The organism is Pseudoalteromonas sp. 0802 (assembly GCF_013350085.1).
In the GTDB taxonomy this organism is placed as follows: Bacteria; Pseudomonadota; Gammaproteobacteria; order Enterobacterales; family Alteromonadaceae; genus Pseudoalteromonas.
In genome coordinates this window covers 68,002-93,404 of record NZ_JABVXE010000004.1, presented here as the reverse complement: position 1 = coordinate 93,404, position 25,403 = coordinate 68,002, and the positions used below count along the sequence as shown (strand labels likewise).

27 protein-coding genes are annotated in these 25,403 nt (G+C 42.3%); 22 read left to right on the top strand and 5 right to left on the bottom strand.

Going from position 1 to position 25,403, the window contains the following annotated elements:
- Positions 1–66: 66 nt before the first annotated feature.
- The 5 genes from lexA (at position 67) to HUS61_RS09755 (ending at position 5,302) form a co-directional block, all read left to right on the top strand.
- Positions 67–684: a transcriptional repressor LexA gene (lexA, locus tag HUS61_RS09775; protein WP_054554457.1), complete on the top strand. Its 618-nt coding sequence runs from the start codon at positions 67–69 to the stop codon at positions 682–684.
- A gap of 437 nt (positions 685–1,121) precedes the next feature.
- Positions 1,122–2,264: a cytochrome c oxidase subunit II gene (gene coxB / locus HUS61_RS09770; protein ID WP_175079387.1), complete on the top strand. Its 1,143-nt coding sequence runs from the start codon at positions 1,122–1,124 to the stop codon at positions 2,262–2,264.
- Positions 2,264–3,859: a cytochrome c oxidase subunit I gene (gene ctaD, locus HUS61_RS09765; RefSeq protein WP_054554455.1), complete on the top strand. Its 1,596-nt coding sequence runs from the start codon at positions 2,264–2,266 to the stop codon at positions 3,857–3,859. The genes coxB and ctaD overlap by 1 nt, the downstream gene beginning before the upstream one ends.
- Positions 3,859–4,389: a cytochrome c oxidase assembly protein gene (locus HUS61_RS09760; RefSeq protein ID WP_054554454.1), complete on the top strand. Its 531-nt coding sequence runs from the start codon at positions 3,859–3,861 to the stop codon at positions 4,387–4,389. The genes ctaD and HUS61_RS09760 overlap by 1 nt, the downstream gene beginning before the upstream one ends.
- A 37-nt stretch (positions 4,390–4,426) precedes the next feature.
- Entirely contained in the window at positions 4,427–5,302 is an 876-nt protein-coding gene (locus HUS61_RS09755; protein WP_054562877.1) for a cytochrome c oxidase subunit 3, read from the top strand.
- On the opposite strand, the gene HUS61_RS21805 is transcribed toward HUS61_RS09755, so the two are convergent.
- The gene (locus HUS61_RS21805; RefSeq protein WP_082710866.1) at positions 5,202–5,513 is read right to left on the bottom strand and encodes a DUF2909 domain-containing protein; all 312 of its coding nucleotides are present in this window, start codon (positions 5,511–5,513) and stop codon (positions 5,202–5,204) included. The two genes, HUS61_RS09755 and HUS61_RS21805, sit on opposite strands and share 101 nt — an antisense overlap.
- A gap of 14 nt (positions 5,514–5,527) precedes the next feature.
- On the opposite strand from HUS61_RS21805, the gene HUS61_RS09745 reads away from it, so the two are divergent.
- The 13 genes from HUS61_RS09745 to HUS61_RS09685 all read left to right on the top strand — a co-directional run bounded on the left by HUS61_RS09745 (position 5,528) and on the right by HUS61_RS09685 (position 17,585).
- Positions 5,528–6,277: an SURF1 family protein gene (locus HUS61_RS09745; RefSeq protein WP_063527545.1), complete on the top strand. Its 750-nt coding sequence runs from the start codon at positions 5,528–5,530 to the stop codon at positions 6,275–6,277.
- A complete protein-coding gene (locus tag HUS61_RS09740; protein WP_054562875.1) occupies positions 6,258–6,752 on the top strand; it encodes a hypothetical protein in 495 nt (164 codons plus the stop codon). The genes HUS61_RS09745 and HUS61_RS09740 overlap by 20 nt, the downstream gene beginning before the upstream one ends.
- Positions 6,753–6,772: 20 nt before the next feature.
- Entirely contained in the window at positions 6,773–7,762 is a 990-nt protein-coding gene (locus tag HUS61_RS09735; RefSeq protein ID WP_175083009.1) for a heme A synthase, read from the top strand.
- A 9-nt stretch (positions 7,763–7,771) separates the two neighbouring features.
- Entirely contained in the window at positions 7,772–8,680 is a 909-nt protein-coding gene (gene cyoE / locus HUS61_RS09730) for a heme o synthase (RefSeq protein WP_054562873.1), read from the top strand.
- Positions 8,677–9,294: an SCO family protein gene (locus tag HUS61_RS09725; protein ID WP_239962335.1), complete on the top strand. Its 618-nt coding sequence runs from the start codon at positions 8,677–8,679 to the stop codon at positions 9,292–9,294. The genes cyoE and HUS61_RS09725 overlap by 4 nt, the downstream gene beginning before the upstream one ends.
- 169 nt (positions 9,295–9,463) lie before the next feature.
- Positions 9,464–9,736 (top strand): STAS domain-containing protein, encoded by a 273-nt coding sequence (locus HUS61_RS09720; protein ID WP_054562871.1) that lies wholly within the window; start codon positions 9,464–9,466, stop codon positions 9,734–9,736.
- 9 nt (positions 9,737–9,745) lie between these two features.
- Positions 9,746–10,108, top strand: coding sequence for a response regulator (locus HUS61_RS09715; protein WP_054562870.1), 363 nt, complete (start codon positions 9,746–9,748; stop codon positions 10,106–10,108).
- 15 nt (positions 10,109–10,123) lie between these two features.
- Positions 10,124–12,205 carry a chemotaxis protein CheA gene (locus tag HUS61_RS09710; protein WP_175083007.1) on the top strand — a complete coding sequence of 694 codons (2,082 nt, stop codon included), beginning with the start codon at positions 10,124–10,126 and terminating at the stop codon, positions 12,203–12,205.
- Entirely contained in the window at positions 12,202–12,687 is a 486-nt protein-coding gene (locus tag HUS61_RS09705; protein WP_054562868.1) for a chemotaxis protein CheW, read from the top strand. Before HUS61_RS09710 ends, HUS61_RS09705 begins: the two co-directional genes overlap by 4 nt.
- Positions 12,688–12,716: 29 nt before the next feature.
- Entirely contained in the window at positions 12,717–15,044 is a 2,328-nt protein-coding gene (locus HUS61_RS09700) for a methyl-accepting chemotaxis protein (RefSeq protein WP_175083006.1), read from the top strand.
- 65 nt (positions 15,045–15,109) lie between these two features.
- On the top strand, positions 15,110–15,928 hold the full coding sequence (locus HUS61_RS09695; protein ID WP_062564789.1) for a protein-glutamate O-methyltransferase CheR: 819 nt from the start codon (positions 15,110–15,112) through the stop codon (positions 15,926–15,928).
- The gene (gene cheD / locus HUS61_RS09690) at positions 15,925–16,542 is read left to right on the top strand and encodes a chemoreceptor glutamine deamidase CheD (RefSeq protein ID WP_063702436.1); all 618 of its coding nucleotides are present in this window, start codon (positions 15,925–15,927) and stop codon (positions 16,540–16,542) included. Before HUS61_RS09695 ends, cheD begins: the two co-directional genes overlap by 4 nt.
- 8 nt (positions 16,543–16,550) lie before the next feature.
- The gene (locus HUS61_RS09685) at positions 16,551–17,585 is read left to right on the top strand and encodes a chemotaxis response regulator protein-glutamate methylesterase (protein WP_175083005.1); all 1,035 of its coding nucleotides are present in this window, start codon (positions 16,551–16,553) and stop codon (positions 17,583–17,585) included.
- Here the strand turns inward: HUS61_RS09685 and HUS61_RS09680 are convergent.
- Entirely contained in the window at positions 17,572–18,603 is a 1,032-nt protein-coding gene (locus HUS61_RS09680; protein WP_253039418.1) for a polysaccharide deacetylase family protein, read from the bottom strand. The genes HUS61_RS09685 and HUS61_RS09680 overlap by 14 nt on opposite strands.
- Here HUS61_RS09680 and dinF point away from each other — a divergent pair.
- Positions 18,580–19,914 carry an MATE family efflux transporter DinF gene (gene dinF, locus HUS61_RS09675; protein ID WP_175083004.1) on the top strand — a complete coding sequence of 445 codons (1,335 nt, stop codon included), beginning with the start codon at positions 18,580–18,582 and terminating at the stop codon, positions 19,912–19,914. The genes HUS61_RS09680 and dinF overlap by 24 nt on opposite strands.
- Position 19,915: 1 nt before the next feature.
- Here dinF and HUS61_RS09670 read toward each other — a convergent pair whose 3' ends face one another.
- A complete protein-coding gene (locus tag HUS61_RS09670) occupies positions 19,916–20,185 on the bottom strand; it encodes a hypothetical protein (RefSeq protein WP_054554438.1) in 270 nt (89 codons plus the stop codon).
- Positions 20,186–20,199: 14 nt separating this feature from the next.
- The gene (nfuA, locus tag HUS61_RS09665) at positions 20,200–20,775 is read right to left on the bottom strand and encodes a Fe-S biogenesis protein NfuA (protein ID WP_054554437.1); all 576 of its coding nucleotides are present in this window, start codon (positions 20,773–20,775) and stop codon (positions 20,200–20,202) included.
- 144 nt (positions 20,776–20,919) lie between these two features.
- Between nfuA and HUS61_RS09660 the strand changes: the two genes are divergently transcribed.
- Positions 20,920–23,472, top strand: coding sequence for a M14 metallopeptidase family protein (locus HUS61_RS09660; RefSeq protein WP_175083003.1), 2,553 nt, complete (start codon positions 20,920–20,922; stop codon positions 23,470–23,472).
- A gap of 6 nt (positions 23,473–23,478) precedes the next feature.
- Here HUS61_RS09660 and HUS61_RS09655 read toward each other — a convergent pair whose 3' ends face one another.
- Entirely contained in the window at positions 23,479–24,195 is a 717-nt protein-coding gene (locus tag HUS61_RS09655) for a ComF family protein (protein WP_175083002.1), read from the bottom strand.
- A gap of 58 nt (positions 24,196–24,253) precedes the next feature.
- Here HUS61_RS09655 and bioH point away from each other — a divergent pair, with 58 nt between their 5' ends.
- Together bioH and HUS61_RS09645 are read left to right on the top strand one after the other, a co-directional pair.
- Positions 24,254–24,991, top strand: a complete 738-nt coding sequence (bioH, locus tag HUS61_RS09650; RefSeq protein WP_175083001.1) for a pimeloyl-ACP methyl ester esterase BioH — start codon at positions 24,254–24,256, stop codon at positions 24,989–24,991.
- 101 nt (positions 24,992–25,092) lie between these two features.
- The gene (locus tag HUS61_RS09645; protein ID WP_054554434.1) at positions 25,093–25,401 is read left to right on the top strand and encodes a hypothetical protein; all 309 of its coding nucleotides are present in this window, start codon (positions 25,093–25,095) and stop codon (positions 25,399–25,401) included.
- Positions 25,402–25,403: the final 2 nt, after the last annotated feature.

Here is a 25,403-nt window from a genome sequence, read left to right as displayed (position 1 = left end):
AAATTTGCGATTTTCAAATAACTGTATATACTCACAGTTGAATGTACTGTATGGAAAACCAGTTGTATGCGCCCATTAACTAAACGCCAATCGCAAATTTTAGAACTAATTAAAGTCTTTATTAAAGATACAGGCATGCCACCTACGCGTGCTGAAATAGCTCAAACATTGGGTTTTAAAAGTGCCAACGCTGCTGAAGAACACCTAAAAGCACTGGCAAAAAAAGGCATGATCAAAATGAAGCCTGGGGCGAGTCGCGGTATTCAGTTAATTGAAGAAGATGAGCCAGAGCAACTAGGCTTACCTTTAATTGGCCGTGTTGCAGCTGGTGAACCTATTTTGGCGCAAGAGCATGTTGAAAGTCACTGCCAAGTTGATCCTTCATTATTTAAACCTGCTGCCGATTTCTTACTGCGTGTAAATGGTATGAGTATGAAAGACATTGGTATTATGGATGGCGATTTGCTTGCAGTACACAGAACACAAGTTGCTGAAAACGGGCAAGTAGTTGTAGCTCGAGTCGATGAAGATGTAACAGTTAAGCGTCTAGAAAAGGCGGGTCGCAAAGTACTTTTACACGCTGAGAACGAAGAGTTTTCGCCTATTGAGGTTGACCTTGAGCATGAGTCGTTCAACATCGAGGGGTTAGCGGTAGGTGTTATTCGTAACGCTGACTGGATGTAAACGTTCCCAATTTGGTGCATTAAATTGACTCAATTTGGTGCGCCGCTGAAATTTTACTACTTAATTAGGATTTGTGAATCCTTACTCTTCATTTAAAGCCTTATATGGCGCAGTTTTCCTCTCTTTTTATATTTCGTTCTTACTCCTAAACATTAAATAACGCGCTGATTATAGTTGTTATTTGTGCACCAAAATAAACATTTATTATCATTAAAACTTGCTTATTGGTTATTTTTTAACTAATTGGTTAATACACTGTATTAACACCTAATTAATAAAAAGACACAAAAATGTGCGAGGTGTTAGTCATGGGGTCGGTATCATAAGTGGGTCAAAATGATACGTAGTCGCTCTGAACAATAAGAAAAACGAATGGGCACCTTGTTGTATCGCCTTTTCGCTTTGCGTCTTGCAATAGCATCTAAAGGAGCCGTCACATGGGTAAACTGCGTTACGCCTTGTGGCTTATATTGTTTGCACTTCCTGAGCTTGCATTGGCAAATAGCCAATACAATATGCGTAAAGGGGTGACCGATATAAGTAATAATGTTTATGAGTTACACATGACGATATTTATTATCTGCTGTGTAATCGGCATCATCGTATTTGCGGTGATGTTTTGGGCTTTAATACACCACCGTAAATCCAAAGGGGCCAAGCCTGCCCAATTTCATGAAAGTACAAAAGTTGAAATACTTTGGACTGCCATTCCATTTGTCATCTTAATCGCCATGGCTGTGCCTGCCACAAAAACCTTAATTGCCATGGAAGATGCCTCTAAAGCCGATATCACCATTAAAGTGACTGGCTCACAATGGAAGTGGCATTACGAGTACATGGGTGAAGACATTGCTTATTACTCGATTCTATCTACTCCTAAAGATCAAATAGACAACCAAGCAGAGAAAACTGAGCATTATTTGCTTGAAGTAGATAAACCGCTAGTACTTCCTATCAATAAAAAAGTTCGCTTTTTAATGACCTCAGACGATGTAATTCATTCATGGTGGGTGCCTGATTTTGCGGTTAAAAAGGACGCAAATCCTGGGTTTATCAATGAAGCGTGGACACGTATTAACGAGCCAGGAGTATACCGTGGTCAATGTGCTGAGTTATGCGGTAAAGATCATGGCTTTATGCCTGTTGTGGTGAAAGCCTTACCTGAAGATGAATTTGCTAATTGGCTTGCAGATGCCAAGCAAGAAAGAGCCAATGCGGCCGCAGCAGATGCTGCTTTGCTTGATCAAACATTACCGAAAGAAGAGCTTATGGTCTTAGGTGAGCAAGTGTATATGGCAAGCTGTGCTGCATGTCACCAACCTACCGGTATGGGCTTACCAGGCGTTTTTCCAGCACTTAAAGGCAGCCCGATTGTATTAGGTGATGTAAAAGATCACATAGATATCGTGTTACACGGTAAGCCTGGCACAGCAATGCAAGCGTTTGATAAACAGCTTTCAATTAAGCAACTTGCTGCGGTTATTACTTATAAGCGAAACGCGTGGGGTAATGATACCGGCGATGTTATCCAACCGAGTCAAATTCAAGCCGCGATTGATGCAGCAGCGGAGGCGAACTAATGAGTAATGTTATTAACGAGCAAGCAACAGGGCATGCGCATCACGACCATCATCATCCAGCTAAAGGTTTTAAGCGTTGGCTTTACACCACCAATCATAAAGACATTGGTAGTTTATACCTGATTTTTTCACTCACTATGTTTTTAATTGGTGGAGCGATGGCAATGGTGATCCGCGCTGAACTGTTTCAGCCTGGATTACAGTTAGTTGATCCGCACTTTTTCAACCAAATGACTACCGTACATGGTTTGATCATGGTGTTTGGTGCCGTTATGCCCGCATTTACTGGGCTTGCAAACTGGATGGTACCTATGATGATAGGCGCACCTGATATGGCCTTACCACGTATGAATAACTGGAGCTTTTGGATATTGCCGTTCGCATTTTTAATCCTATTGGCTTCGTTACTCATGCCTGGTGGTGGTCCTGCGTTTGGTTGGACTTTCTACGCACCACTATCAACAACTTACAGCAACGATAACACTGCACTTTTTGTGTTTGCTGTACATATTATGGGTATCAGCTCAATTATGGGGGCGATTAACGTTATCGTGACTATCGTCAACTTAAGAGCGCCAGGTATGACGTGGATGAAGCTGCCGCTATTTGTATGGACATGGTTAATCACTGCATTTTTGTTAATTGCTGTTATGCCTGTTCTAGCAGGGGCGGTCACTATGGTGTTGACCGATAAATACTTTGCAACCAGCTTTTTTGATGCAGCCGGTGGGGGCGACCCTGTGATGTTCCAGCATATTTTCTGGTTCTTCGGTCACCCCGAAGTGTACATCATGATTTTGCCGGCCTTTGGCATTATATCGACTATCGTACCGACCTTCTCGCGCAAAAAGCTATTTGGCTATGCGTCTATGGTGTATGCAACTTCATCGATTGCGCTGCTAAGTTTTATCGTTTGGGCACACCATATGTTTACCACAGGGATGCCTGTGGCAGGCGAGTTGTTTTTCATGTACGCCACCATGCTTATCTCGGTACCAACGGGCGTTAAAGTGTTTAACTGGGTGGCCACCATGTGGCGAGGTTCGATTAGCTTCGAAATTCCGATGATGTTTGCCATCGCCTTTATAGTGTTATTCACCTTAGGTGGTTTCTCTGGCTTGATGCTTGCGATTACACCAGCAGATTTTCAGTATCACGATACCTATTTTGTGGTGGCTCACTTCCATTATGTGCTTGTGACGGGGGCTGTGTTCTCAATTATGGCGGGAGCCTATTATTGGCTACCGAAATGGACTGGCAACATGTACAACGAAACGCTGGCAAAATGGCATTTTTGGTTATCGCTAATCAGTGTCAACGTTTTGTTCTTCCCTATGCACTTTGTTGGCCTTGCTGGTATGCCGCGTCGTATTCCTGACTATGCTCTGCAATTCGCTGACTTTAACGCCATTATCAGTATTGGTGGTTTTGCATTTGGCTTATCGCAACTGTTGTTTGTATTGGTGGTATTTAAATGCGCTCGAGGTGGCGAAAAGGCACCTGCCAAAGTATGGGATGGAGCTGAAGGTTTAGAGTGGGAAGTCGATTCTCCAGCGCCTTATCACACCTTTGAAACACCGCCGGAGATTAAGTAATGAACCATGCACCTTTGCTAAAAAAACTGCTGATTACATGCTTGCTCATGTTCGCATTTGCTTTTGCAATGGTGCCGCTTTACGACGTGTTTTGCGACGTTACAGGGTTGAATGGTAAGCCATCATTAGAAAAAGCGAGCGCGAGTGAATCAATAAATACACAGCGCCAAGTTGATGTCAGCTTTACCACTCACGCCCAAAGCGGCGCGCCATTTAAGGTGCAGTCTGAGCAATACAGCGTAGCGGTACAACCTGGTGCCATGCGTGAAGTTAAATTCTCAGCAAAGAACACCAGTAATGAAGACAAAGTCATGCAAGCAATTCCATCAGTATCACCGGGTAAAGCGGCAAAGTACTTACACAAAATAGCCTGTTTTTGCTTTGATCAGCAGCCAATGAAAGCCGGTGAAGAAATGGAATTTACCTTGTTGTTTTATGTTGATACTGAGTTACCCGACGATGTTGAGGAACTGACGTTGTCGTATACCGTGTTTGATATTAGCGGGCATGTTGTGGCTAAAAACGATTAAAAGCCGCCAAGCTAATTGCTAATTGGGAGCAAACAAAATGAATCAAAATTATGAAAAATACTATGTTCCAGCCGAGAGTCCTTGGCCAATAGTTGGTGCCATCGCGATGTTTTTAATTGCTGTTGGTGCTGGTTTAACTGTGATGCAAGTAAGTGGTGAGGGCAGTAGTGGCCAGTATGTCTTGTATCTAGGCATTGCCATATTAATTTATATGGTTTTTAGCTGGTTTAGAAACGTTATTGAAGAGTCTCATAAAGGGCTTTACTCAGCACAAATGGACCGCTCCTTCAGACAAGGTATGAGCTGGTTCATATTCTCTGAGGTTATGTTCTTTATGGCATTTTTTGGCGCTCTTTTTTACGCACGTATGATTTCGGTGCCTTGGCTTGGTGGTGCTGGTAATAATGCCATGACCAACGAAGTGCTCTGGCCAACCTTTGAAGCCGTATGGCCGTTATTAACTACGCCAGCGGGTGAGACCACACAGGCTATGGGTTGGCAAGGTCTACCTCTGATCAACACGCTTATTCTGCTTACCTCATCGGTCACAATTCACTTTGCTCATGTTGCGATAGAAAACAATAAGCGCGGCGCCCTAAAGGTATTTTTATCTTTAACCGTGCTGTTAGGTGTGATTTTCCTTGGCTTACAAGTTTACGAGTATATGCATGCTTACCAAGATTTAGGTTTGACCTTAGATGCGGGCGTTTATGGGAATACCTTTTTCTTGTTAACAGGATTTCACGGTATGCACGTGACACTAGGCACCATTATTTTATTTGTGGTGCTGCTCAGAATCTTTAAAGGCCACTTCACGAGTGAAAAGCATTTTGCCTTTCAAGCGGCTGCTTGGTATTGGCACTTTGTTGATGTGGTGTGGTTGTGTTTATTTGTGTTTGTGTACGTGCTGTAGCTTTGTGAAGCGGCGACGGGTTGGTGTGAATAAAGCCCAATTTCATTGCGGCAATGATGAGCACCAGCACAATACCTGAAAACAGCACTCGACGACCTAAGTAATGCGACATGGGTTTCGAGTGCTCTTTTGCTGACATCATCACAAACAGCGCTCTAAATAGGTTGAACAGAATATAAAGTAATAACAAAACAATAATGATTTTAATCATATTAGGTATTCCAAATGCAGTTAATTTTATGGCGTAAACAAAAGCTTAGCTCAATTATCGCAATTTGCGTTGTGATACTTGCAGTGCTTATTTGTTTGCGACTAAGCGTTTGGCAATACCAGCGAGGCGAGCAAAAACAGCAGCAACTAAGCCAGTTAGCCGTTTCGAAAGAGCAAGGCGTTTTGAGCTGGCAAGAACTGCAAAATTTACCTAGTGAGCTGAACAAAACGGGCTTGCAAGTCAAAGTCTCTGGCGAGGTAAATAAACAACATTACTGGCTGCTTGATAATCAAATTTATCAGGGGCAAGTGGGCTATGACTTACTAGTAGCGATGACAATTGCAGGTGAAAGCGTGCCTTTAATCGTTAACTTTGGTTGGCTAAAAGCTCCAACAAACCGTAGCCAGTTGCCAACCGTTGTGTGGCCAGAATCAACAAGCTTTACGGCTACTGTGCAATTGAAACAAGGCAACTTACAAGGCTTCACACTTGCCGATGAGATTGGTGCAGAGCAAGGCTGGCCTAAGCGTATTCAAGGCATCGACTTAGCAATTTTTAGTGCTCAATTAGCAAAGCCCTTACAAGACTTTATTGGTTATCGCAATGAAGCAGATGGTATTGCAACCCCGCATTACCAGAGTGTCGTGATGGGGCCAGATAAACATTACGCCTATGCCGTGCAGTGGTTATTAATCGGCTTAGCGTGTGTTGTTATTGCTTATTTTGCGATGAGAAGGAGAGGTTATGAAAATAAACCCGCTTAGTTTATTCGTTTTATGCTGTTTTGTGCCGCTGGCACTTGCTTATGCAGCATTAAAGCTTGAGTGGTTACCGAGTGGTTCGAGTAATCATGGTGAGCTTTTAAGCGAAGAAGTTAAATTAGCTGATTGGCAACAAGGCGATCCTAAACAATGGACAATTGCGCTTAATTATCCAAAAGAGTGCAGTGAAGTTTGTGCAAACCAATTAGCAAGTCTAGATAACCTATATGTCGCTTTAGGTAAAAATCAGCAAAAAGTGGATGTGGCGGTACTGACAAATCAACAGCAGGTATCGGCAAATTGGCGTCAATTAGCAGTAAGTCCTGCGCTCAAAGCGGGAGACTTATACTTGGTTGATCACATGGGCTTAGTGGTTTTGCATTACCCCTACACGGCTGAGCCAGAACAAAACAGACTGATTCAAAAAGGCTTACTTAAAGACTTAAAGAAACTACTTAACTATGCGCGTTCAAGTTAAACCTCATTAAGGGGATAAAGATGTATAAAAATTATAAATATTTAGTCTTAATTACGGTTTTCTTCTCTATCTTAGTTGTTGGGCTTGGTGCCTATACACGGCTGAGTGATGCTGGGCTTGGTTGCCCTGACTGGCCTGGTTGCTATGGATTTTTAACTGTGCCAAAACATGAAACTGCTCTGTTACATGTTGAACAAAACTACCCTGATATGATGTTTGAAGCAGCAAAAGCATGGAAAGAAATGATCCATCGCTATTTTGCCGGTGCCCTTGGTTTACTTATTTTAGCCTTGTTTGTTTTTGCCTGGTTAAAACGCCAATATCCAAATACGCCGGTTAAACTGCCATTAGCACTATTATTATTGGTGGTATTCCAAGCCGTATTGGGCATGTGGACTGTCACTATGAACCTACAGCCTTTGGTTGTTATGGGGCATTTGCTCGGCGGTTTTAGTATCTTGTCGTTGCTGTTTTTATTGTATCTACGTTTAAAGACTGACCCTGTTGCTAGCAGTGATAGCGGCGCAAAGCCATATTATCAGTTAGCGCTGGTGGGCTTGGTGGTGCTAATACTGCAAATTGCGTTGGGTGGCTGGCTTGCAGCAAATTACGCCGCTCCGCATTGTAATGGCTTACCGCTGTGTAGCTACGGAAAACCGTTTTCTTTGAAGAGTGTGTTTCAGCTACCGCTTGAGCACAGCACCTATGAATATGGCGTTTTATCGCAGCAGGCGCGTATGTCTATTCATCTGCTACACCGTATTTGGGCGCTGGTTACTTGTGTGGTGTTAGCGCTGATCATGTGGCGCATATATTCACGCTGTTACTCTCGAAAAATTAAGCACTGCACAGTCACTGTATTAATCGCTTTGTTGTGCCAAATCTGTTTAGGCCTAGCTGTTGTGCACTGGCACTTCCCGTTAAGTGTAGCGCTTGCGCACAACCTAATGGCCGCATTGTTACTGCTTAGCATGGTACGACTATGCTTCCACTTAAAAATAAGAACCTAGGAGGCTGTGATGGCATTATTACTAAGCTCAGAAAAATCATTATTTATTCAAAGCTCAGAGTTACTTAAAGATTACTTAGCTATCAGTAAATTTAAAGTAGTTGCCATGCTTGTACTCACTGCTTGGGTTGGTTTGGCATTGGCTCCCGATGTTGGGCGAGGGGTATTTGTGCAGCTTGCAAGCTTGCTAGGTATTGGCTTGCTGTCGGCTGCTGCTGCCGTGATCAATCATGTTGTTGATAGTGAAATCGACAGCAAAATGGCACGTACACGTCATCGTCCTGTGGCAAAAGGTCGGCTCAGTAAACAACATGCTTTGAGCTTTGCTGCAACTATAGGAATACTAGGTTTTGTTATGCTTATGGTATGGGCGAATACGCTCACCGCCATTCTTACTTTGTTTGCGCTTGTCGGCTATGCCTTTATTTACACCTCATTTTTAAAGCGTGCCACACCGCAAAATATTGTTATTGGTGGTTTGGCAGGTGCTATGCCGCCGTTGCTAGGGTGGGTATCTGAAACAGGCCATATGGCCGCGGCTCCTTGGCTGTTAGTGATGATTATATTTACTTGGACTCCCCCGCATTTTTGGGCCTTGGCGATTGCACGTAAAAGTGATTACGAGCGGGCAAAAATTCCTATGTTGCCTGTTACTCACGGTATCGAATTTTGTAAAACTTGCGTTGTTGGCTACAGCATTTTGCTTGCTTTGGTATGTGTGCTGCCTTATTTAATTGGCATGTCAGGGCTAATTTACTTATTAGGTGCAAGCGTTTTAAACGCGATATTCATTTATAAAGCGTTAAAACTAAAAATTGCCCCAAAAGATGATACAGCAATGGACTTATTTCGTTTTTCAATCGTGCATTTAATGCTACTCTTTATCGCCTTATTCATTGATAAATGGTTAGTTTTATGACGCGAATCGTCGCTTTTTTATGTTTCAGTGCGGTATTGTTTGTAACCGGTTGTGGTAAAAACAACAGCGCACCTGAAGTCGAAGCACTGGTTTATGAGCAGGCAAAGCCGATTAGTCCGTTTTTATTAACCGATCAACATGGTGCGCCCGCTGATAACAGTCAGTTTATGGGGCATTGGAATTTGGTCTTTTTAGGCTATACCAGTTGCCCTGATATATGTCCAATGACACTGGCGAAGTTAACTGCAGTGCAAAAGCAGCTAAGCCAAGATTACAAAGTGCAGGTATGGTTTGTTGCCGTAGATCCAAAACGTGATACAACCGAAAAGCGCAAAGCCTACATTGATTACTTCAATCCCGACTTTCTTGCTGTGTCAGGTCCGCACAAGCAACTTTTTCCATTTGTTAGAGAGCTTGGCTTAATTTACGCAATTAACGATAGTGATGAGCAAGAGTATGCCGTTGATCATAGCGCGTCGGTAGTGATGGTTGATGGCGATGGCTCGGTACGTGCGATTTTTAAGCCTGAATTTAAACAAGGCAGCGTGCCATTAATAAACGCCACAACTTTGACTGAAGAGTTCAAAAAAATAGCAGATTATTACGCAAAGTAAACTTTCTTGGTTAAGGGAGTCATTTTCCGCAAAAGAAAAGCTTCCTTTTTTGATATAAATGTCTAAGCTACTAAAAAATTTTACTATTTTTTGATTCAAATTATGGCATTTTTATTTAGTCAGTCTAAGCTTTTGTTATGAATTGTTTAAAGCAGGGAAGGTATAAGTAATGTTAAAGCTCCCTACAGAATTAGCTATTAGTCAGGTCGAAACACTCCATCAAGATTTGCTCCAAGAGTTATCAGCAAATGATGATATCTGTTTGGATATCAGTGAAGTGACCCGTGCTGACACAGCATCAATTCAGCTTTTATGTGCATTACAGAAGCATTTGCTTTCGGTGCAACACAAAATTATTTGGGTTGGCGAGAGTAAGCCGTTGCAACAGGCAATTAATAGTTTGGGCTTAAGCCATTATCTTGTGCTTGAGAATGCCAATTAAGAGGTTTTTATGAAAAGAATTTTAGCAGTAGACGATTCTGCATCTATGCGCCAAATGGTTGGTTTTACGCTTAAAAAAGCTGGCTTTGATGTGACAGAAGCGAAAGACGGCAGCGAAGCTTTAAATATCGCAAAACAACAAGGCTTTGATGCTGTTATTTCTGATGTGAATATGCCGGTAATGGATGGCATTACCCTTATTCGTGAATTACGTAGCTTACCTAATTATAAGTTCACACCTTTACTGATGCTGACCACAGAGTCGGGTCTTGATAAAAAGTCTGAAGGTAAAGCTGCTGGTGCAACTGGTTGGATTGTTAAGCCATTTAATCCTGAGCAATTGTTAGCGGTATTGAAAAAAGTGATTCGCTAATAATAGGAGCGGGGCATGAGTATAGATCTAAGCCAATTTTTTGAAGTATTCTTCGAAGAAAGCTTCGAAGGACTCGACGCTATGGAGGCTGAGTTATTAAACTTAGTGCCTGGCGAAGAAGACTTAGAGACCATAAATACAATTTTTCGCGCTGCGCATTCAATAAAAGGAGGCAGCGGTACCTTTGGTTTTAGTGCTGTTGCAGACTTTACTCATGTTCTCGAAACCCTTTTAGATCAAATTCGTGAAGGTTCACGAGATCTTACTGCTGAGCATGTAAATTTACTTTTAAAATCAGTTGACTGTTTACGGGCTTTACTCAGAACTTTACAAGCTGAGCAGCAGCCAGATCTAACTGAAGCTGATGAATTGCGTATTAAATTTGAAGAAATTCTTGGTATGCGTGCTGCAAGTAAAGCACCAGAGCCAACGCAAGAAGCTGTTAGCGAAAGCAGCTTTAACACCTATCAAATCGATTTCAAACCACACCATCATTTATTTAAAACCGGTAATGAACCACTTTACATGATCAGTGAATTAGCGGAATTGGGAGAACTTGAAACACAAGCCTTTCAAGATGATGTGCCCGATATTACTAACCTTGCCCCTGAAGATTGTTTTTTGTCGTGGCGCTTTTTCTTAACCACAGACAAAGAGCAAAGCTGCATCGAAGAAATTTTCGAGTGGGTTGAAGATGATGCTGATATCACCATTACGCTATGTGGTGGTTTGTTTGGTGATGAAGAGGTTGCCGCTGTTGAAACTGTTGCTGAAGAGGCTGCGCCAGCGCAAGAGGCTGAACCAGCAGCAGTTAAACCAATCACTGATACGAAAAAGCCAGCGCCAGTTAAAGCAACCACAGCCAATGCAGAATCAACCTCAATCAGGGTTGGTATCGACAAAGTTGATTCATTGATCAACATGGTGGGTGAATTAGTGATTACCCAAGCGATGTTAAGTCAATTGGGTGAGCAAGAGATCACTGAAGCAACTATAGCCTCATTACAAGAGGGCTTAGCACAACTGGCACATAATACCCGTGACTTACAAGAAAATGTCATGCGTATTCGCATGTTGCCTATCAGCTTTGTGTTTAGTCGCTTTCCTCGCTTAGTACGCGATATCTCGCAAAAGCTTGATAAACAAGTTGAGCTTAAATTACTTGGTGAACAAACCGAACTAGATAAAACGGTGATGGAGAAACTTTCTGACCCCATGGTGCATCTAGTGAGAAATTCCTTAGATCATGGTTTAGAAACCGTTGATAAACGCGTTGCAGCGGGAAAAGACCCTGTTGGTACTGTAACGCTCAATGCGTTTCATCAAGGTGGCAATATCGTTATCGAAATTATGGACGATGGTCAGGGCCTGAATACCACTAAAATTCGTGAAAAGGCAATTAAAAACGGCCTAATTTCAGAAACCGATGAGTTGTCTGATAACGAAATCAATGAGCTTATTTTCTTACCAGGATTTTCTACAGCCGATCAAGTCAGCGACTTATCAGGTCGTGGCGTTGGTATGGATGTAGTAAGGCGAAATATCGAAGCACTTAGTGGCTCTGTTGAAGTGGCTTCTGCACCAGGCGTAGGTTCGACATTTACAATTCGTCTACCGCTAACGTTGGCTATTTTAGATGGGCAGTTAGTCCGAATTGCTGAGCACACTTACATTATCCCGCTGATTTCGATAATTGAGTCATTGCAAATCGATATTAGTAAAGTGAGTCGAGTAGGCAAAGACTTAGATGTGCTGCGTTTACGTGACGAATATATTCCAATCTTAAGGCTTTATAATATTTTCAATCATAAAGGGGCGATTGAAACGCTTGATAAAACCCTGTTGGTTGTCGTTGAGAGTGACAACCAAAAAGTAGGTTTATTGGTTGATGACTTATTGTCGCAACAGCAAGTGGTAATCAAAAGCTTAGAGGCCAATTATCAAAAAGTTGATGGTGTCTCAGGGGCGACAATTCTAGGGGATGGTCGTGTTTCTTTGATTGTTGATATTAGTGGTTTGATTAAATTATCTGGGCTTAGAAAGCCTGGGAGCCAAGAATTGATTATTGAATCAAAAGCGAATTTGGAGGCGTCATGATTGCACAGCACGACGACCTGCATAACAAGCTAAACCTTGAACAAGATCAAGATGTAAAACAGTTTTTAACCTTCTTCATGGCTGAAGAAGAGTATGGTGTTGATATTTTAACGGTGCAAGAAATTCGCAGTTGGGAAGAAATTACGGTGATCCCTAATTCACCAGATTTCGTCAAAGGGGTTATCAACCTGCGCGGCACTATAGTGCCTATTATTGATTTAAGGCTTCGTTTTGGTATTTCAGCCATCGAATACGGGCCGTTAACCGTTGTAATTGTTCTAAAAGTACAGCTTGAAAATACATGTAAAATTATGGGCATCGCCGTTGATGCCGTCTCGGATGTCTATAGCATTGCTGAGCATGAAGCGAAGGCAGTGCCACATTTGTCTGACTCAGACAACGCGCAATTTGTTGCGGGTTTAGTCAATGTGGGTGAGAAAATGGTCGCATTACTTGACCTACAAAAAACAATGGACATTTAACTGGGTAGATTAACAAGAAGGTGAAGGGTATGGGATGGTTTAGCAGTCCTAAAAATGTTGAGTCGGAAAGTGATTTAGTTATTGCGGCGCTTAAAAAGTCGCAAGCGATGATTGAGTTTCAACCGTCGGGGCAGATCATAACTGCCAATGCTAATTTCTTAAACACCATGGGTTACCGACTCGAAGAGATCCAAGGGCAACACCACTCTATGTTTGTTGCTGAACAAGAGTCGCAAAGCCCAGAGTATCAACAGTTTTGGCAGCGATTACGCAGCGGTGAGTTCTTTGTTGATGAATTTAAGCGTTTCGGTAAAAATGGCAAACAAGTTTGGATCCAAGGTACCTATAACCCAATTATTGATAGCAATGGCAATGTCACTAAAGTTATCAAATTTGCGACTGACATTACACCGCAAAAAGAACTTGAACGTCAGTCAAAACGAGATGCCGATTTATCAAATGCGCTGCGTGTTTGCCAAGCAAATGTGATGATTGCCGATAATGATTTAAAAATTGTTTTCGTTAATGAGCAAGTAAAGCAAATGCTGCAAGCTCGCGAATCAGCGTTACAAACAGTGCTACCTGGCTTCTCTGTGGCGAATTTAGTGGGTACGTGTGTTGATGATTTTCATAAACAACCATCACACCAACGTGAATTACTCAAAACATTATCTGAACCATACAAAACCACATTGCGTTTGGCGGGGCTTATTTTTAGCTTGATTGCGACTCCTTGGGTGAGCGCTTCGGGTAAGCGTTTAGGTACTATTGTTGAGTGGCAAGATATTACTGATAGCGTAAATAAAGCTGAAGCGGAAAAACGTGAAGCTGAAGAGAATCTTCGTGTTCGACGCGCGTTAGACCGTGTGGCAACTAATACCATGATTGCTGACTCTAGCAACAACATTATTTATATGAACGACGCTGTTCTGAGCATGATGAAAATTGCTGAAAGTGATTTACGTAAAGACTTACCTAACTTCAATAGTAATAATCTAGTGGGTCAAAATATCGATGTGTTCCATAAAAATCCAGCACATCAGCGCAACATGCTGGCTAAGTTAAGTGATACTTACAGCACGGAAATTCAAGTTGGCGGTCGTACTTTTGGCTTGGTTGCAAACCCTATTTTCACCCCAGAAAACGAACGTATTGGTACGGTTGTGGAGTGGGAAGACAGAACTGCTGAAGTGGCGATTGAAAAAGAAATTGCGGGTCTGGTTGCTGCTGCGGGGAGTGGTGACTTAGAAGCCCGTGTAGAAGAAGCGGGTAAACAAGGTTTCTTCTTACGCCTGGCACAGGGCTTAAATAGCCTTGTCAGCATTGTTGATGATGCAGTAAAAGATACAGGCAATATGCTTGATGCTATGGCGAACGGTGACTTATCAAAACGTATTGAGCAAGACTATCAAGGTTCATTCGATAAGTTAAAACGTGATGCAAATGCCACGGCTGATAAGCTTACTGAAGTGATTAATCGCATTAATACCTCAGCAACGCTGGTTGCTAGTGGTGCAGAAGAAATCTCGCAAGGTAATGCTGATTTAAGTCAACGTACAGAAGAGCAGGCTTCATCACTTGAAGAAACAGCATCAAGCATGGAAGAGATGACCAGTACAGTTCGTCAAAATGCTGATAATGCTAAAGAAGTAAATGAACTTGCTGAAGAAACACGTACTAAAGCACAAAAAGGTGGCGAAGTTGTAAATCGCGCTGTAATCAGTATGTCAGCAATTAATGAATCAAGTAAGAAGATTGCAGACATCATCAGTGTCATTGATGAAATTGCTTTCCAAACAAATCTACTTGCGCTGAATGCCGCTGTCGAAGCTGCACGAGCAGGTGAACAAGGCCGAGGTTTCGCGGTTGTTGCTGGTGAGGTTCGTAATTTAGCGCAACGTTCAGCTGCTGCAGCAAAAGAAATCAAAGAATTGATCCGAGACAGTGTTGGCAAAGTTGAGGATGGTACATTACTGGTTAATGAATCGGGTTCAACATTACAAGAAATTGTTACGGCGGTGCAAAGAGTTACAGCAATGATTTCTGATATTGCTCAAGCTTCTGAAGAGCAAAGCTCTGGTATTGAACAAGTTAATAAAGCCATTGCTCAAATGGATGAAATGACTCAGCAAAATGCTGCTTTAGTTGAGCAAGCATCTGCCGCAGGTGAATCAATGGCTGAGCAAGCGAATGATATGAGCCGCTTATTAAACTTCTTCTCGTTATCAAATAACGAGATGGATATTACAAGCCGCGCAAGTTCAGCCCCAGCTCCTAAAACGCCAAGCTCACCTGTGCGTTCAGCGCCAAAAGGCAATAACTTTGTTGACCCTAGTGATGAGTGGGAAGAGTTTTAAAACTCTTCCCAACTAAATTCTAACTAGTTAATTGCATCTAATGTTACAGCTGCAGGGTCAGGCTCATGAAAGAGTTTTTATTAACGGATAGTGATTTTAAAGCTATTTCGTCACAAGTGTACGATGCTTGCGGCATTGTCTTAGCAGAACACAAACGCGAGATGGTTTACTCGCGTTTAGCAAGACGTATTCGCCAACATAAGCTTAAGAACTTTAAAGAATATTTAGACTTTCTTGAAGAGAATAAAGAGCAAGAGTTTAGTGAGTTTATTAATGCCATAACCACTAATCTGACTTCTTTCTTTCGTGAGCCACATCACTTTAGTTATCTAAAAAATACCATAGTCCCCAAACTGCTGATTAGTAATGCTAAACAAAAGCGTGTAAGGGTGTGGTCTGCTGGTTGCTCGACCGGCGAAGAGCCTTATACCATTGCTATGACCTTAAGCGGTTTATTCCCATCTGACTGGGATGTGAAAATCCTAGCTACTGACTTAGACTCAAATGTGCTTGCTAAAGCACAGGCTGGCACCTATACCGCTGCCAATGTGAATGGTTTAGACAAAAGCCAACTTAAGCGCTGGTTTCTAAAAAGCCATGACGGTCAGTTATATAAAGTAAAACCCGAACTACAAAAGAATATTTTCTTTAAACGTCTAAACTTATTACAAAGCTGGCCTATGAAAGGGCCGTTTGATGTTATTTTTTGTCGCAATGTAGTTATCTACTTCGATAAGCCGACGAAAGATACTCTATTTAAACGTTATTACGATTTGTTGACCGATTCAGGTCATTTATTCTTGGGGCATTCCGAAACACTGGGTAAAGACCATAAAGAGTTTAAGAATTTAGGCCAAACTATCTATCAAAAAGGTGGTCTATGAGTAGTCATTTTAAACCTGTACTTCCCGGTTTTGATCACGTTAAGCGGTTTTGGGATGGCAAGCGCCATAAAGTGGTTGCTAAAGTATTACCAGGCGAGTTTTATGTTTCCAAGTCTGATGAGCTAATTACAACGGTGCTAGGCTCATGTATTGCTGCATGCATTTACGATGAAGGATTAGGCATTGGTGGGATGAATCACTTTATGCTGCCAGCAGAAAAAGGCGTTGATCCGAGCAACGCACACAGCCTTAACTGTCGTTATGGCAACTGGGCAATGGAGTACTTGATCAATGAAATCCTAAAAAATGGTGCTTCTAGACGCAACCTCAAAGTAAAGCTGTTTGGCGGCGGGAAAATAATCCGTTCAATGACAGATATTGGTGTTGGCAACATTCGTTTTGCAAATGCCTATGTACTTGAAGAGGGTTTGGATTTAGTATCCCATGATGTTGGCGGACCTTGGCCACGTAAGGTGATGTTTGATCCGCAAACAGGCAAGGCTCAGGTCAAAAAAATGCGTGAATTGCACTCTGATAAACTCGAAAAACGTGAAATTAAATACTTACACGATATTGAGCAGCAAGATGCAGAAACGGATATTGAATTATTTTAGGAGAGCATATGATCAAAGTACTCATAGTTGATGATTCTGCTCTGATCCGTGGTTTACTCAAGGAAGTTCTCGAGCAAGCGCAAGACATTCAAGTTGTTGGTGCGGCAGAAGACCCTTATCAAGCCCGAGATTTAATTAAGCGCCTTAATCCCGATGTCTTAACATTAGATATCGAAATGCCGAAAATGGATGGGTTAAGTTTTTTGAAAAACTTGATGCGCCTGCGACCAATGCCAGTGGTAATGATTTCAACATTAACTCAAAAAGGTTCACCCATCACATTGGAAGCCCTTGAAATTGGTGCTGTTGATTTTATTGCTAAGCCAACCATCAATGTTACAGAAAACCTGCAGCGTTATGCCCATTTATTACATCAAAAAGTTCGCACTGCCGCAGGTGCCAGAATACGCGCTTTTAAAGAAACAAAAGTTGAAGACGATAGCTCTTTAACAGCATTGCAATTTAAGGCCAATAGCGTACTAGCCATTGGGGCTTCAACGGGTGGCACCGAGGCAATTAAAGAAGTACTCGTGCGCATGCCAGAAAATTGCCCACCGATTGTAATTACTCAGCATATTCCGCCGGTCTTTAGTACTTCGTTTGCGATGCGCATGGATAGAACGTGCAAAATAAACGTTAAAGAAGCTGAACATGGCGATAAATTACAACCTGGCTGGGCGTATATTGCACCGGGCGATCAGCATTTGAGTGTGGTGAAAAAAGCCGGAGGCCTGTTTTGTCAGCTTGATTCGAGTGAGCTGGTTAATCGCCATCGCCCAGCAGTCGATGTGCTATTTAACTCCCTCGTCGTTGCTTGCCCTAAAGCGACAGTAGCGGCGTTATTGACCGGTATGGGCAGTGATGGCGCGCAAGGCTTATTAGCATTAAATCAAGCAGGAGCCTACACCATAGCGCAAGATGAATTATCGTCTGTGGTATGGGGCATGCCAAAAGCCGCTGTAGAGCTTAATGCGGCTAATGAAGTGGTTCGCCTAGATAAAATCACAGCGCAAATGCTAAAACAAGCGGTTAAGGTACAATAACCCAAGGTTGAGAGAACCAATAATAGCTGCCTTTCTTCGCGATAGAAGGGGCCGTGCAGTTAAAGCGAGAGCGGCCCTTTTTCAGCTTTTCAGGTGATGTGATCTTCACCGTATCTTTACTAAGCCAGGTTAAATCAGCTTGACCAATACCTGATACATAACAAGCAAACTGGCTTTTATGAAAGTCCTGCATATCAAATTGAATGCTTAAACTTGGCGGGTTTTCGTCCGTCACGCTATCTGAATAGCTGAGCTGTTTGATAGTGAATGCTTGAGAGTCGAGTTTAGTGGCAAGCGTATCAAGCTTTGAATAAAAGCCCGATGCCGGAAAGCGTGGTAACCGGGTAAAGTCAGAATGGATACCTACAGCCCCTGAATGCTGACCTATACCAACAAATCCTAGCGATTTTACTAGTTGTTGCAGTGAGTTATTAAACTCGCCATAAGGGTAAGCAAGGTATTTGTAATCATGGCCAATTTCTTCTTTAATGCGCTGCTGGGCAGATAAAATGTCTTCTTTAGTACGTGCAAGCCATACTTCTTCAGTCTCGCCTGGTTGTTTGCGGTGTAAGTAATTATGAACTTGTGTGTGGTTGCTAATTAAGGCGCCTTTTTTCGATAGCTCCTTTAACTGCTGCCACGTCATTACATAGCTTTTGCCTTCATCAATTAGCTCGGGATTTACGAAAATAGTGTACGGATAGTCAAATTTTTCTAAGATGGGCGCAGCTTCTTCATAGTTATTTTTGTAGCCATCATCGAAGGTTATTGCGACGGTTTTATCTGTTAGCGGTTGGCCTGCTTGTAACGAGGTAATGAGTTCATCTAATGGAATAACGTTGAAGTTATTATCTTTTAAATATTGCATGTGTTCAGTGAATGTTTCGCTGCTGACACTGGTTACCGCAGGAAGGCTTTCACTGACGTGGTGATACTGTAGAATGACTGCGCCATGGGCACGCAAAGATAAACCTAACAGGACTGCAAATACTAAATGAAACATTTTCTTAAACGTCATAAGGCACACCATAAAAGTTTACTGTTATTAGCCGGTCCGATGATTTTATCAAATATTACCGTGCCAATGTTAGGTTTAGTTGATACCGCTGTAATCGGCCACTTAGGAAGCGCTCACTATTTAGCTGGTATTGCGCTCGGTTCAGCAGTTATCTCGTTATTATTTTGGCTAGCAGGCTTTTTGCGCATGAGCACCACAGGATTAGTTGCCCAGGCCTATGGTAAAAGCGATCACACCTTACTTGCTGAGCTATTAAAGCGCAGCTTGTTACTAGCAACAGCGGTAGCGCTGTTATTAATAGCGCTGAGTATACCTATTCAATCCTTAATGGCATATTTATCAAATGCGAATGAAGCTGTTTTAGAACAAGCAAATAGCTATTTTTCGATTCGTATTTTTAGTGCACCCGCTGCTTTGTGTAACTTGGTTTTACTTGGTTGGATGCTAGGTGTTCATTATGGTCGAGGGCCGTTTTATTTATTACTTATCACCAATATAACCAATATTGTGCTTGATATTTATTTTGTGGTGTTTCTTGATTGGGGTGTGGCTGGAGCTGCGTGGGCGTCTTTAATCGCTGATTATATCGCCCTTGCTTATGCACTTATGTTAGTTGCACAACTAGCTAAAAAACAAGGTGTTAACCTTGCTGTGAAAGCCTGGTTAAGTGTTGCTAAGTTACTTGATTTAGTAAGCTTAAATCGCGATATTTTTATTCGCTCATTAGCACTCCAGCTATGTTTTAGCTTTATGACTTTTTATGGCGCACGTATCGGCGAAACAACCTTAGCGGCTAATGCCGTGTTACTAAACTTTTTAATGTTGGTGAGCTTTGCGCTTGATGGTATTGCTTATGCAAGTGAGGCAAAGGTCGGTAAAGCGAAAGGTGAGCACAGCGCTAAGCAGATTAAGTTATGGGTTAATTTGAGCTTGTTTTGGGGCGGGTTATTTGCGTTGTTTTATAGCCTTATATTTTTATTATTTGGTGAGGCAATTATTCGCTTACTCACCGATGTGCCCGAAGTTATCAGCCTTGCAACGGTTTACCTTCCTTGGGTGATTATATTGCCTATCGCGGCGATGGGCTGCTTCTTATTTGATGGTGTATTTGTCGGTTTAACCCGTGCTAAAGACATGCGTAATACTATGCTATTTAGTGCTCTAGTGGGCTTTTTTGGACTGTTTTGGGTAGTGAGTAGCTGGCAAAATCATGGTTTGTGGTTTGCGATGACCAGCTTTATGCTAATGCGCGGGTTAACGTTGTGGTTTCGCTACCGTAAAATTGTCAATAATCAGCAATTATTAGATTAAATTACTTCCACAAATCAGGGTCGTGATTTTTGGGTGAAGAGCGCTCTAAAACTTGCGCAAAGCGGTTGGCAAAAATACCTAAGTAGCCCCAACCAGCAAAGAATAAAGCCACAGCTAGTATGACTAGGCCAATTAATTGAAATAGTGCGGGTCCATAGTAACCTATGGCAATAAAAATCACGGCTAGCACAAACAGTGCTAGGCCGCGAAGAAAGCGTTTTAAGCTTAACTTGGGGTCGCTGCCTAAGCGAAATACCCATTTTTTAAGCATGCTTAATATACCGGTTAGTAGTAAGAGTGCTCACCAGATTGGTGATCAGTAATGTCTCTTACACCGTTGATTTCGTCAAACTTGGCGATCATTTCTTTCTCGATGCCTTCTTTAAGTGTGACGTCAATCATTGAACAACCGTTACAGCCACCGCCAAATTGCAGTACCGCGATACCGTCAGCAGTAATTTCTACTAGGCTTACTTGACCGCCGTGGTTAGCGAGCTGAGGATTAACTTCGGTTTCAAGCATGTGTTGAACACGCTCTTGTAGTGATGCATCATCGCTAAGTTTACGTGCTTTCGCATTTGGTGCTTTAAGCGTTAACTGAGTACCCATTTTGTCAGTTACAAAATCGATTTCAGCTTCTTCTAAGAAAGGGGCGCTTTCTGCATCAACAACGGCATCAAAACCATTGAATGGTAGACGAATATCAGTCGCTTCAACGGCGTCTTCTGGGCAGTAAGAAACACCACACTCAGCCTGCGAAGTACCTGGGTTTACTACAAACACACGAATGTTTGTTTGTTCAGCTTGGTCTGCTAAAAGTTTAGCAAAATGAGATTGTGCAGATTCAGAAATAGAGATCATAAAACGGACTATACTTGACTAAATTACTCGGATACTGTGTATCATACTCCGCTCATCGTGTTGTCGCCAGTGTTGAGCGTAAAAAGTTGCATCTATTTTATCGAATGGTAGCGTTAAAACATCAAATAATTACGGGTGCTATCTATGCGTTTCATAATAACAATATTAACCATGCTAGTGAGCGTTAGCGCATTAGCAAAACCTCTTTCTTATTACTTTGAACAAGATGTGAAATTTGACCCAAGTATTCCGACCCCTGAACAGGTGTTAGGTTACGAAGTGGGTGAGTGGCATGTACGTCACGATCAACTTGTGCAATATATGCAAATTCTTGCTGAAAAAAGTGACCGAATGAACTTTAAAGTAATCGGTCGCACTCATGAGCAGCGTCCACTGGTGATGCTAACGGTTACAGCGTCCGACAAACTTGGCCAAGTTGAGCAAATCCGCAAGGCGCATTTGGCTCGCCTAAATGGTGAAGCGAGTGACTCAAGCAAACAGCCTGCGGTTGTTTGGATGGGTTACAGTGTTCACGGTAATGAATCATCAGGCAGCAACGCATCGCTTCTCGTTGCGTATTACCTTGCAGCTGCACAGGGGCCAGAAATCGATGCCTTACTTAACAACACGGTTATTTTACTAGACCCATCATTAAACCCTGATGGCTTAGCGCGTTTTGCAAATTGGGCAAACAGCAACCGTGGCATGAAGTTATCATCAGATCCACAAACTCGCGAGCATATCGAAAGTTGGCCAAGTAGTCGTACTAACCATTACTTGTTTGATTTAAACCGTGACTGGTTGTTACTGCAGCACCCTGAATCGCGTGCGCGTATTGCACAGTTCCACCAATGGAAACCGAATATCCTAACTGACTTTCATGAGATGGGCCCAAACAGCACTTACTTTTTCCAACCAGGGATCCCAACTCGTAAGCACCCAATTACGCCTGAAGAAAATGTCACGCTGACTAAAGCCATTGCAAACTATCATGCAAAAACACTTGATGAGCACAATGCACTTTACTTCACAGAAGAAAGCTTTGATGACTTTTACTATGGTAAAGGCTCAACTTACCCAGACGTCAATGGCGGTGTAGGCATCTTATTTGAACAAGCGAGCTCGCGTGGTCACTTACAAGAAACTATTAACGGCCCGTTAAGCTTCCCGTTTACGATTAAAAATCAGTTATTAACAAGCTTATCGACGTTCCAAGCGGCGATTGATAACCGTACAGACTTACTTGATTATCAAGCAAAATTTTATAACAAAGCAGTTGATCTTGCTGGTGATGAAGATTTTAAAGGGTATGTAGTTAAAGGCGGCGCTGATCAAAGCCGCATGCAATACTTCCTTGATTTATTGAGACAACACCAAATCAATGCGTACATGTTAGAAGAGCCGTTAAAAGTAAACGGGCAAAGCTTTTCTGAGCAGAGCTATTATGTGCCATTAGCACAGCCACAATTTCGTTTAATTAAAGCGATTTTCAGTGAGCAACAGCGTTTTGTTGATAATACGTTTTATGATGTATCTGGCTGGACACTTGCTCATGCCTTTAATTTAGAATTTGCAAAGGTAAGCAGCAACTGGGGCTTAAATGTGGCAAAAATGCCTTGGCAGCAAAGTGTTAAGTCAAGCTTTGCAGCATTACCGCAAAGCTATGCCTATGCATTTAAATGGGATGATTACCTAGCGCCAAAAATGCTTAATAGCTTGCTTGAACAAGGTGTGAAAGCACGCGTGGCATTAAGCCCACTTACAGCAAAAACGCCATCAGGTGAAATAGCGTTTGAACCAGGTAGTATTCTTGTTCCTGCTGGTCTGCAAACTGATAGCAACTGGGTTAGTTATTTAAACCAAGCACAGAATGAGTTTGGCATTGAAATTACACCAATTAGTTCGGGCTTAACGGTGAAGGGGGCTGATTTAGGTTCTCGTGCAATGGCGGTTGTGAAAGCACCTAAAGTATTGCTAGTGGGTGGTCAAGGAACCAGCCAGTATGAACTTGGTGAAGTGTGGTATTACTTAGATCGTTTTGTAGGCACCGCGCCAAGCATTATCGAAATGGAGCGCTTAGGTAACATCGACCTTGAAAACTACAGCCATATTATTTTAGCGCACGGAAATTTCAATCGCCTTGATGATGCGACTAAAGTTGCTATTAAGTCATGGGTTCGTAAAGGCGGTGTTATTTGGGGTCATAAAGGTGGTGCTAAGTTCTTAGCTGATCAGCAACTACTGAAAGCAAACTACTTATCTCGTCGCGATGTAGCCAGTGCCTTTGATACAACAGGGCTTACTTATGCTGATAAAGATGACTTAGCTGGTCGTCAGCGTATTGCCGGCGCAATTTTTAATACCTCTGTAGATTTATCTCACCCACTTACGTATTCGCTGAACCGTAATACATTACCAGTATTTAAGAATAGCACTTGGCTACTTGAGAAATCAGACTCACCTTTTGTTAATGTGCTTACTTACACAGATAAGCCGCTTTTAGCTGGCTTTACTGATGACGTAAACGTAGAGCAAGTAGCGGGTGCTGCTGGCCTAATTGCGCATTCATATGGCAAAGGCAGTGTAATAGGTATGACAGATAACCCTGTGTTCCGTGGTTACTGGTACGGTACGAGCCGATTACTAAGCAATGCCTTATTTTTTGGTAATGCCTTTCATGCCTCTGGTGATAAGTAATCACAATTAATTATAATGCAGGTTGCCTAACCCCGTTAGGCAAGTGAGCATAGCCCATACTTGCTTTGCCCCTGCATGTTTTATGGCTTCTGTCGCAGCATTTATGGTTGCGCCAGAGGTCATCACATCATCAATAATAGCCACGGTTTTTCCTGTTAAATCTTGCTGACAAACAAAGGCATTTTGTAGATTTTTAACTCTCTTCGCTTTACTTAACTGTGATTGCGCTTTGGTTGCTTTTTGCTTGTAAAGAGCTGAGCTAACAGTACATTGCTGGTTTTTCAAAACAGGCAGCCAAGTTTGGCTTACCTGATTAAAGCCGCGCGCTAAAAAGCGTTGATTATGTAGTGGTAGCACAATAAAAAGATCGGGCCAACTTGAATTAACTTGATGAGCTAATTGCAGCTGCCTCTGTATTACTTGTTGTAGCGCCACACGAAAATACTGCTGGTCATTAAACTTCAATTGCTTGAGCCAAAGTTTAAAAGGCGCTTGATACCAAGCACAGGCAATTAGATGATCAAAATTACTATCAGGAAATGCATCACAGATATCAGGTCGATGTAACAGGTTTGGATGGTGTGTAAGGTCAAATAAATTGAGGTCATCTAAACAATACTGACACAAAGCTTGATCAGTCTGTATGTGATTCTGGCAGCTAATGCAAAAGTTGGGGAATAGTGCGTCTAGCCCTAGTTTTAAGGTGTGAGGTAAGTGAGACATTGCATTCATTCCTTTAAACGCTATTATGAGCGCTAAGTGTGGTTGGGAAATACAAAATATGCAAAATGAGATGGTGCTATTACATGGCTGGGGAATGAACCAAGGGGTTTGGCAAGTGATCAAACCTGAGCTAGAGTTTTGTCATGATGGTGAAGTCCGTTGCCTCGATTTACCTGGCTTTGGTAACGCACAGTCTATTCCCACACCTTACACTTTGCACGCTGCAGCTGAGCAACTAAGTACACAGCTAAATGAAAAGTCTATTCTTGTTGGCTGGTCGTTGGGCGGGCTTTTTGCCTTGTATATTGCAGCACATTGGCCTGACAAAGTCGCAAAGGTTGTATTGGTTGCCTCAACCCCCTTTTTTGCGCAAACCGACGAATGGCCGGGTATCAAACCTGACGTATTAAATGCATTTAAAGATCAGCTGGTTAGCCATAGAGAAAAAACGATAGAACGGTTTTTGGCGATACAAGCGATGGGCAGTGAATCAGCGCGAGATGACATTAAGCAACTTAAAGCACTTTTAAACCAATACCCAGCGCCTCAAGAGCAAGCTTTAAGTGCGGGCTTAGACATTTTACAGCAGGATGATTTACGGGAACTATTCGCTAACCTTAGCGTACCTGTGCGTGGTATTTTCGGTCGCTTAGATTCATTAGTACCTTATCGAGCGATTGAAAAAATGCATGCCTTACAACCTCAGTTTGAATATGAAGTTTTAGATAAGGCCTCACACGCGCCTTTTATTTCACATAAAGCGGCATTTATATCAGCACTGAAATCAATGTGTTAAGCAAAACTCGCTGAGAGGCCAGAAAAATAGCGGGATTTAGCTTTATTTTGCTCGTTTTATGAGCGATACTTAACGGGTAGATCTCACTGTTGGAGGGTGTTATGCCAATCAGTTCTGTTTTTAATAATGCGGTAGAAGGTTATAACCGTGCAAGCCAAGGTATCGAAAAGGCGAGCGCTGAGATTAGCCGTGCCTCAATTGATCAGCAAGATGATGCCCAATTAGCTCAACAACGCCAATTACAAGCGGCAACTCCAAATGAAGCTGTAACTCCGCCAGTTTCACAACCTGCCCCAATCGATGAGTCGCTTGTTAATTTAAAAGTTGAAGAGTTTAATGCAAAAGCTAATATCAACACGATTCAGACTGCTGATGAAGTGCTGGGTACATTAATAGATATTAAAGTTTAGTA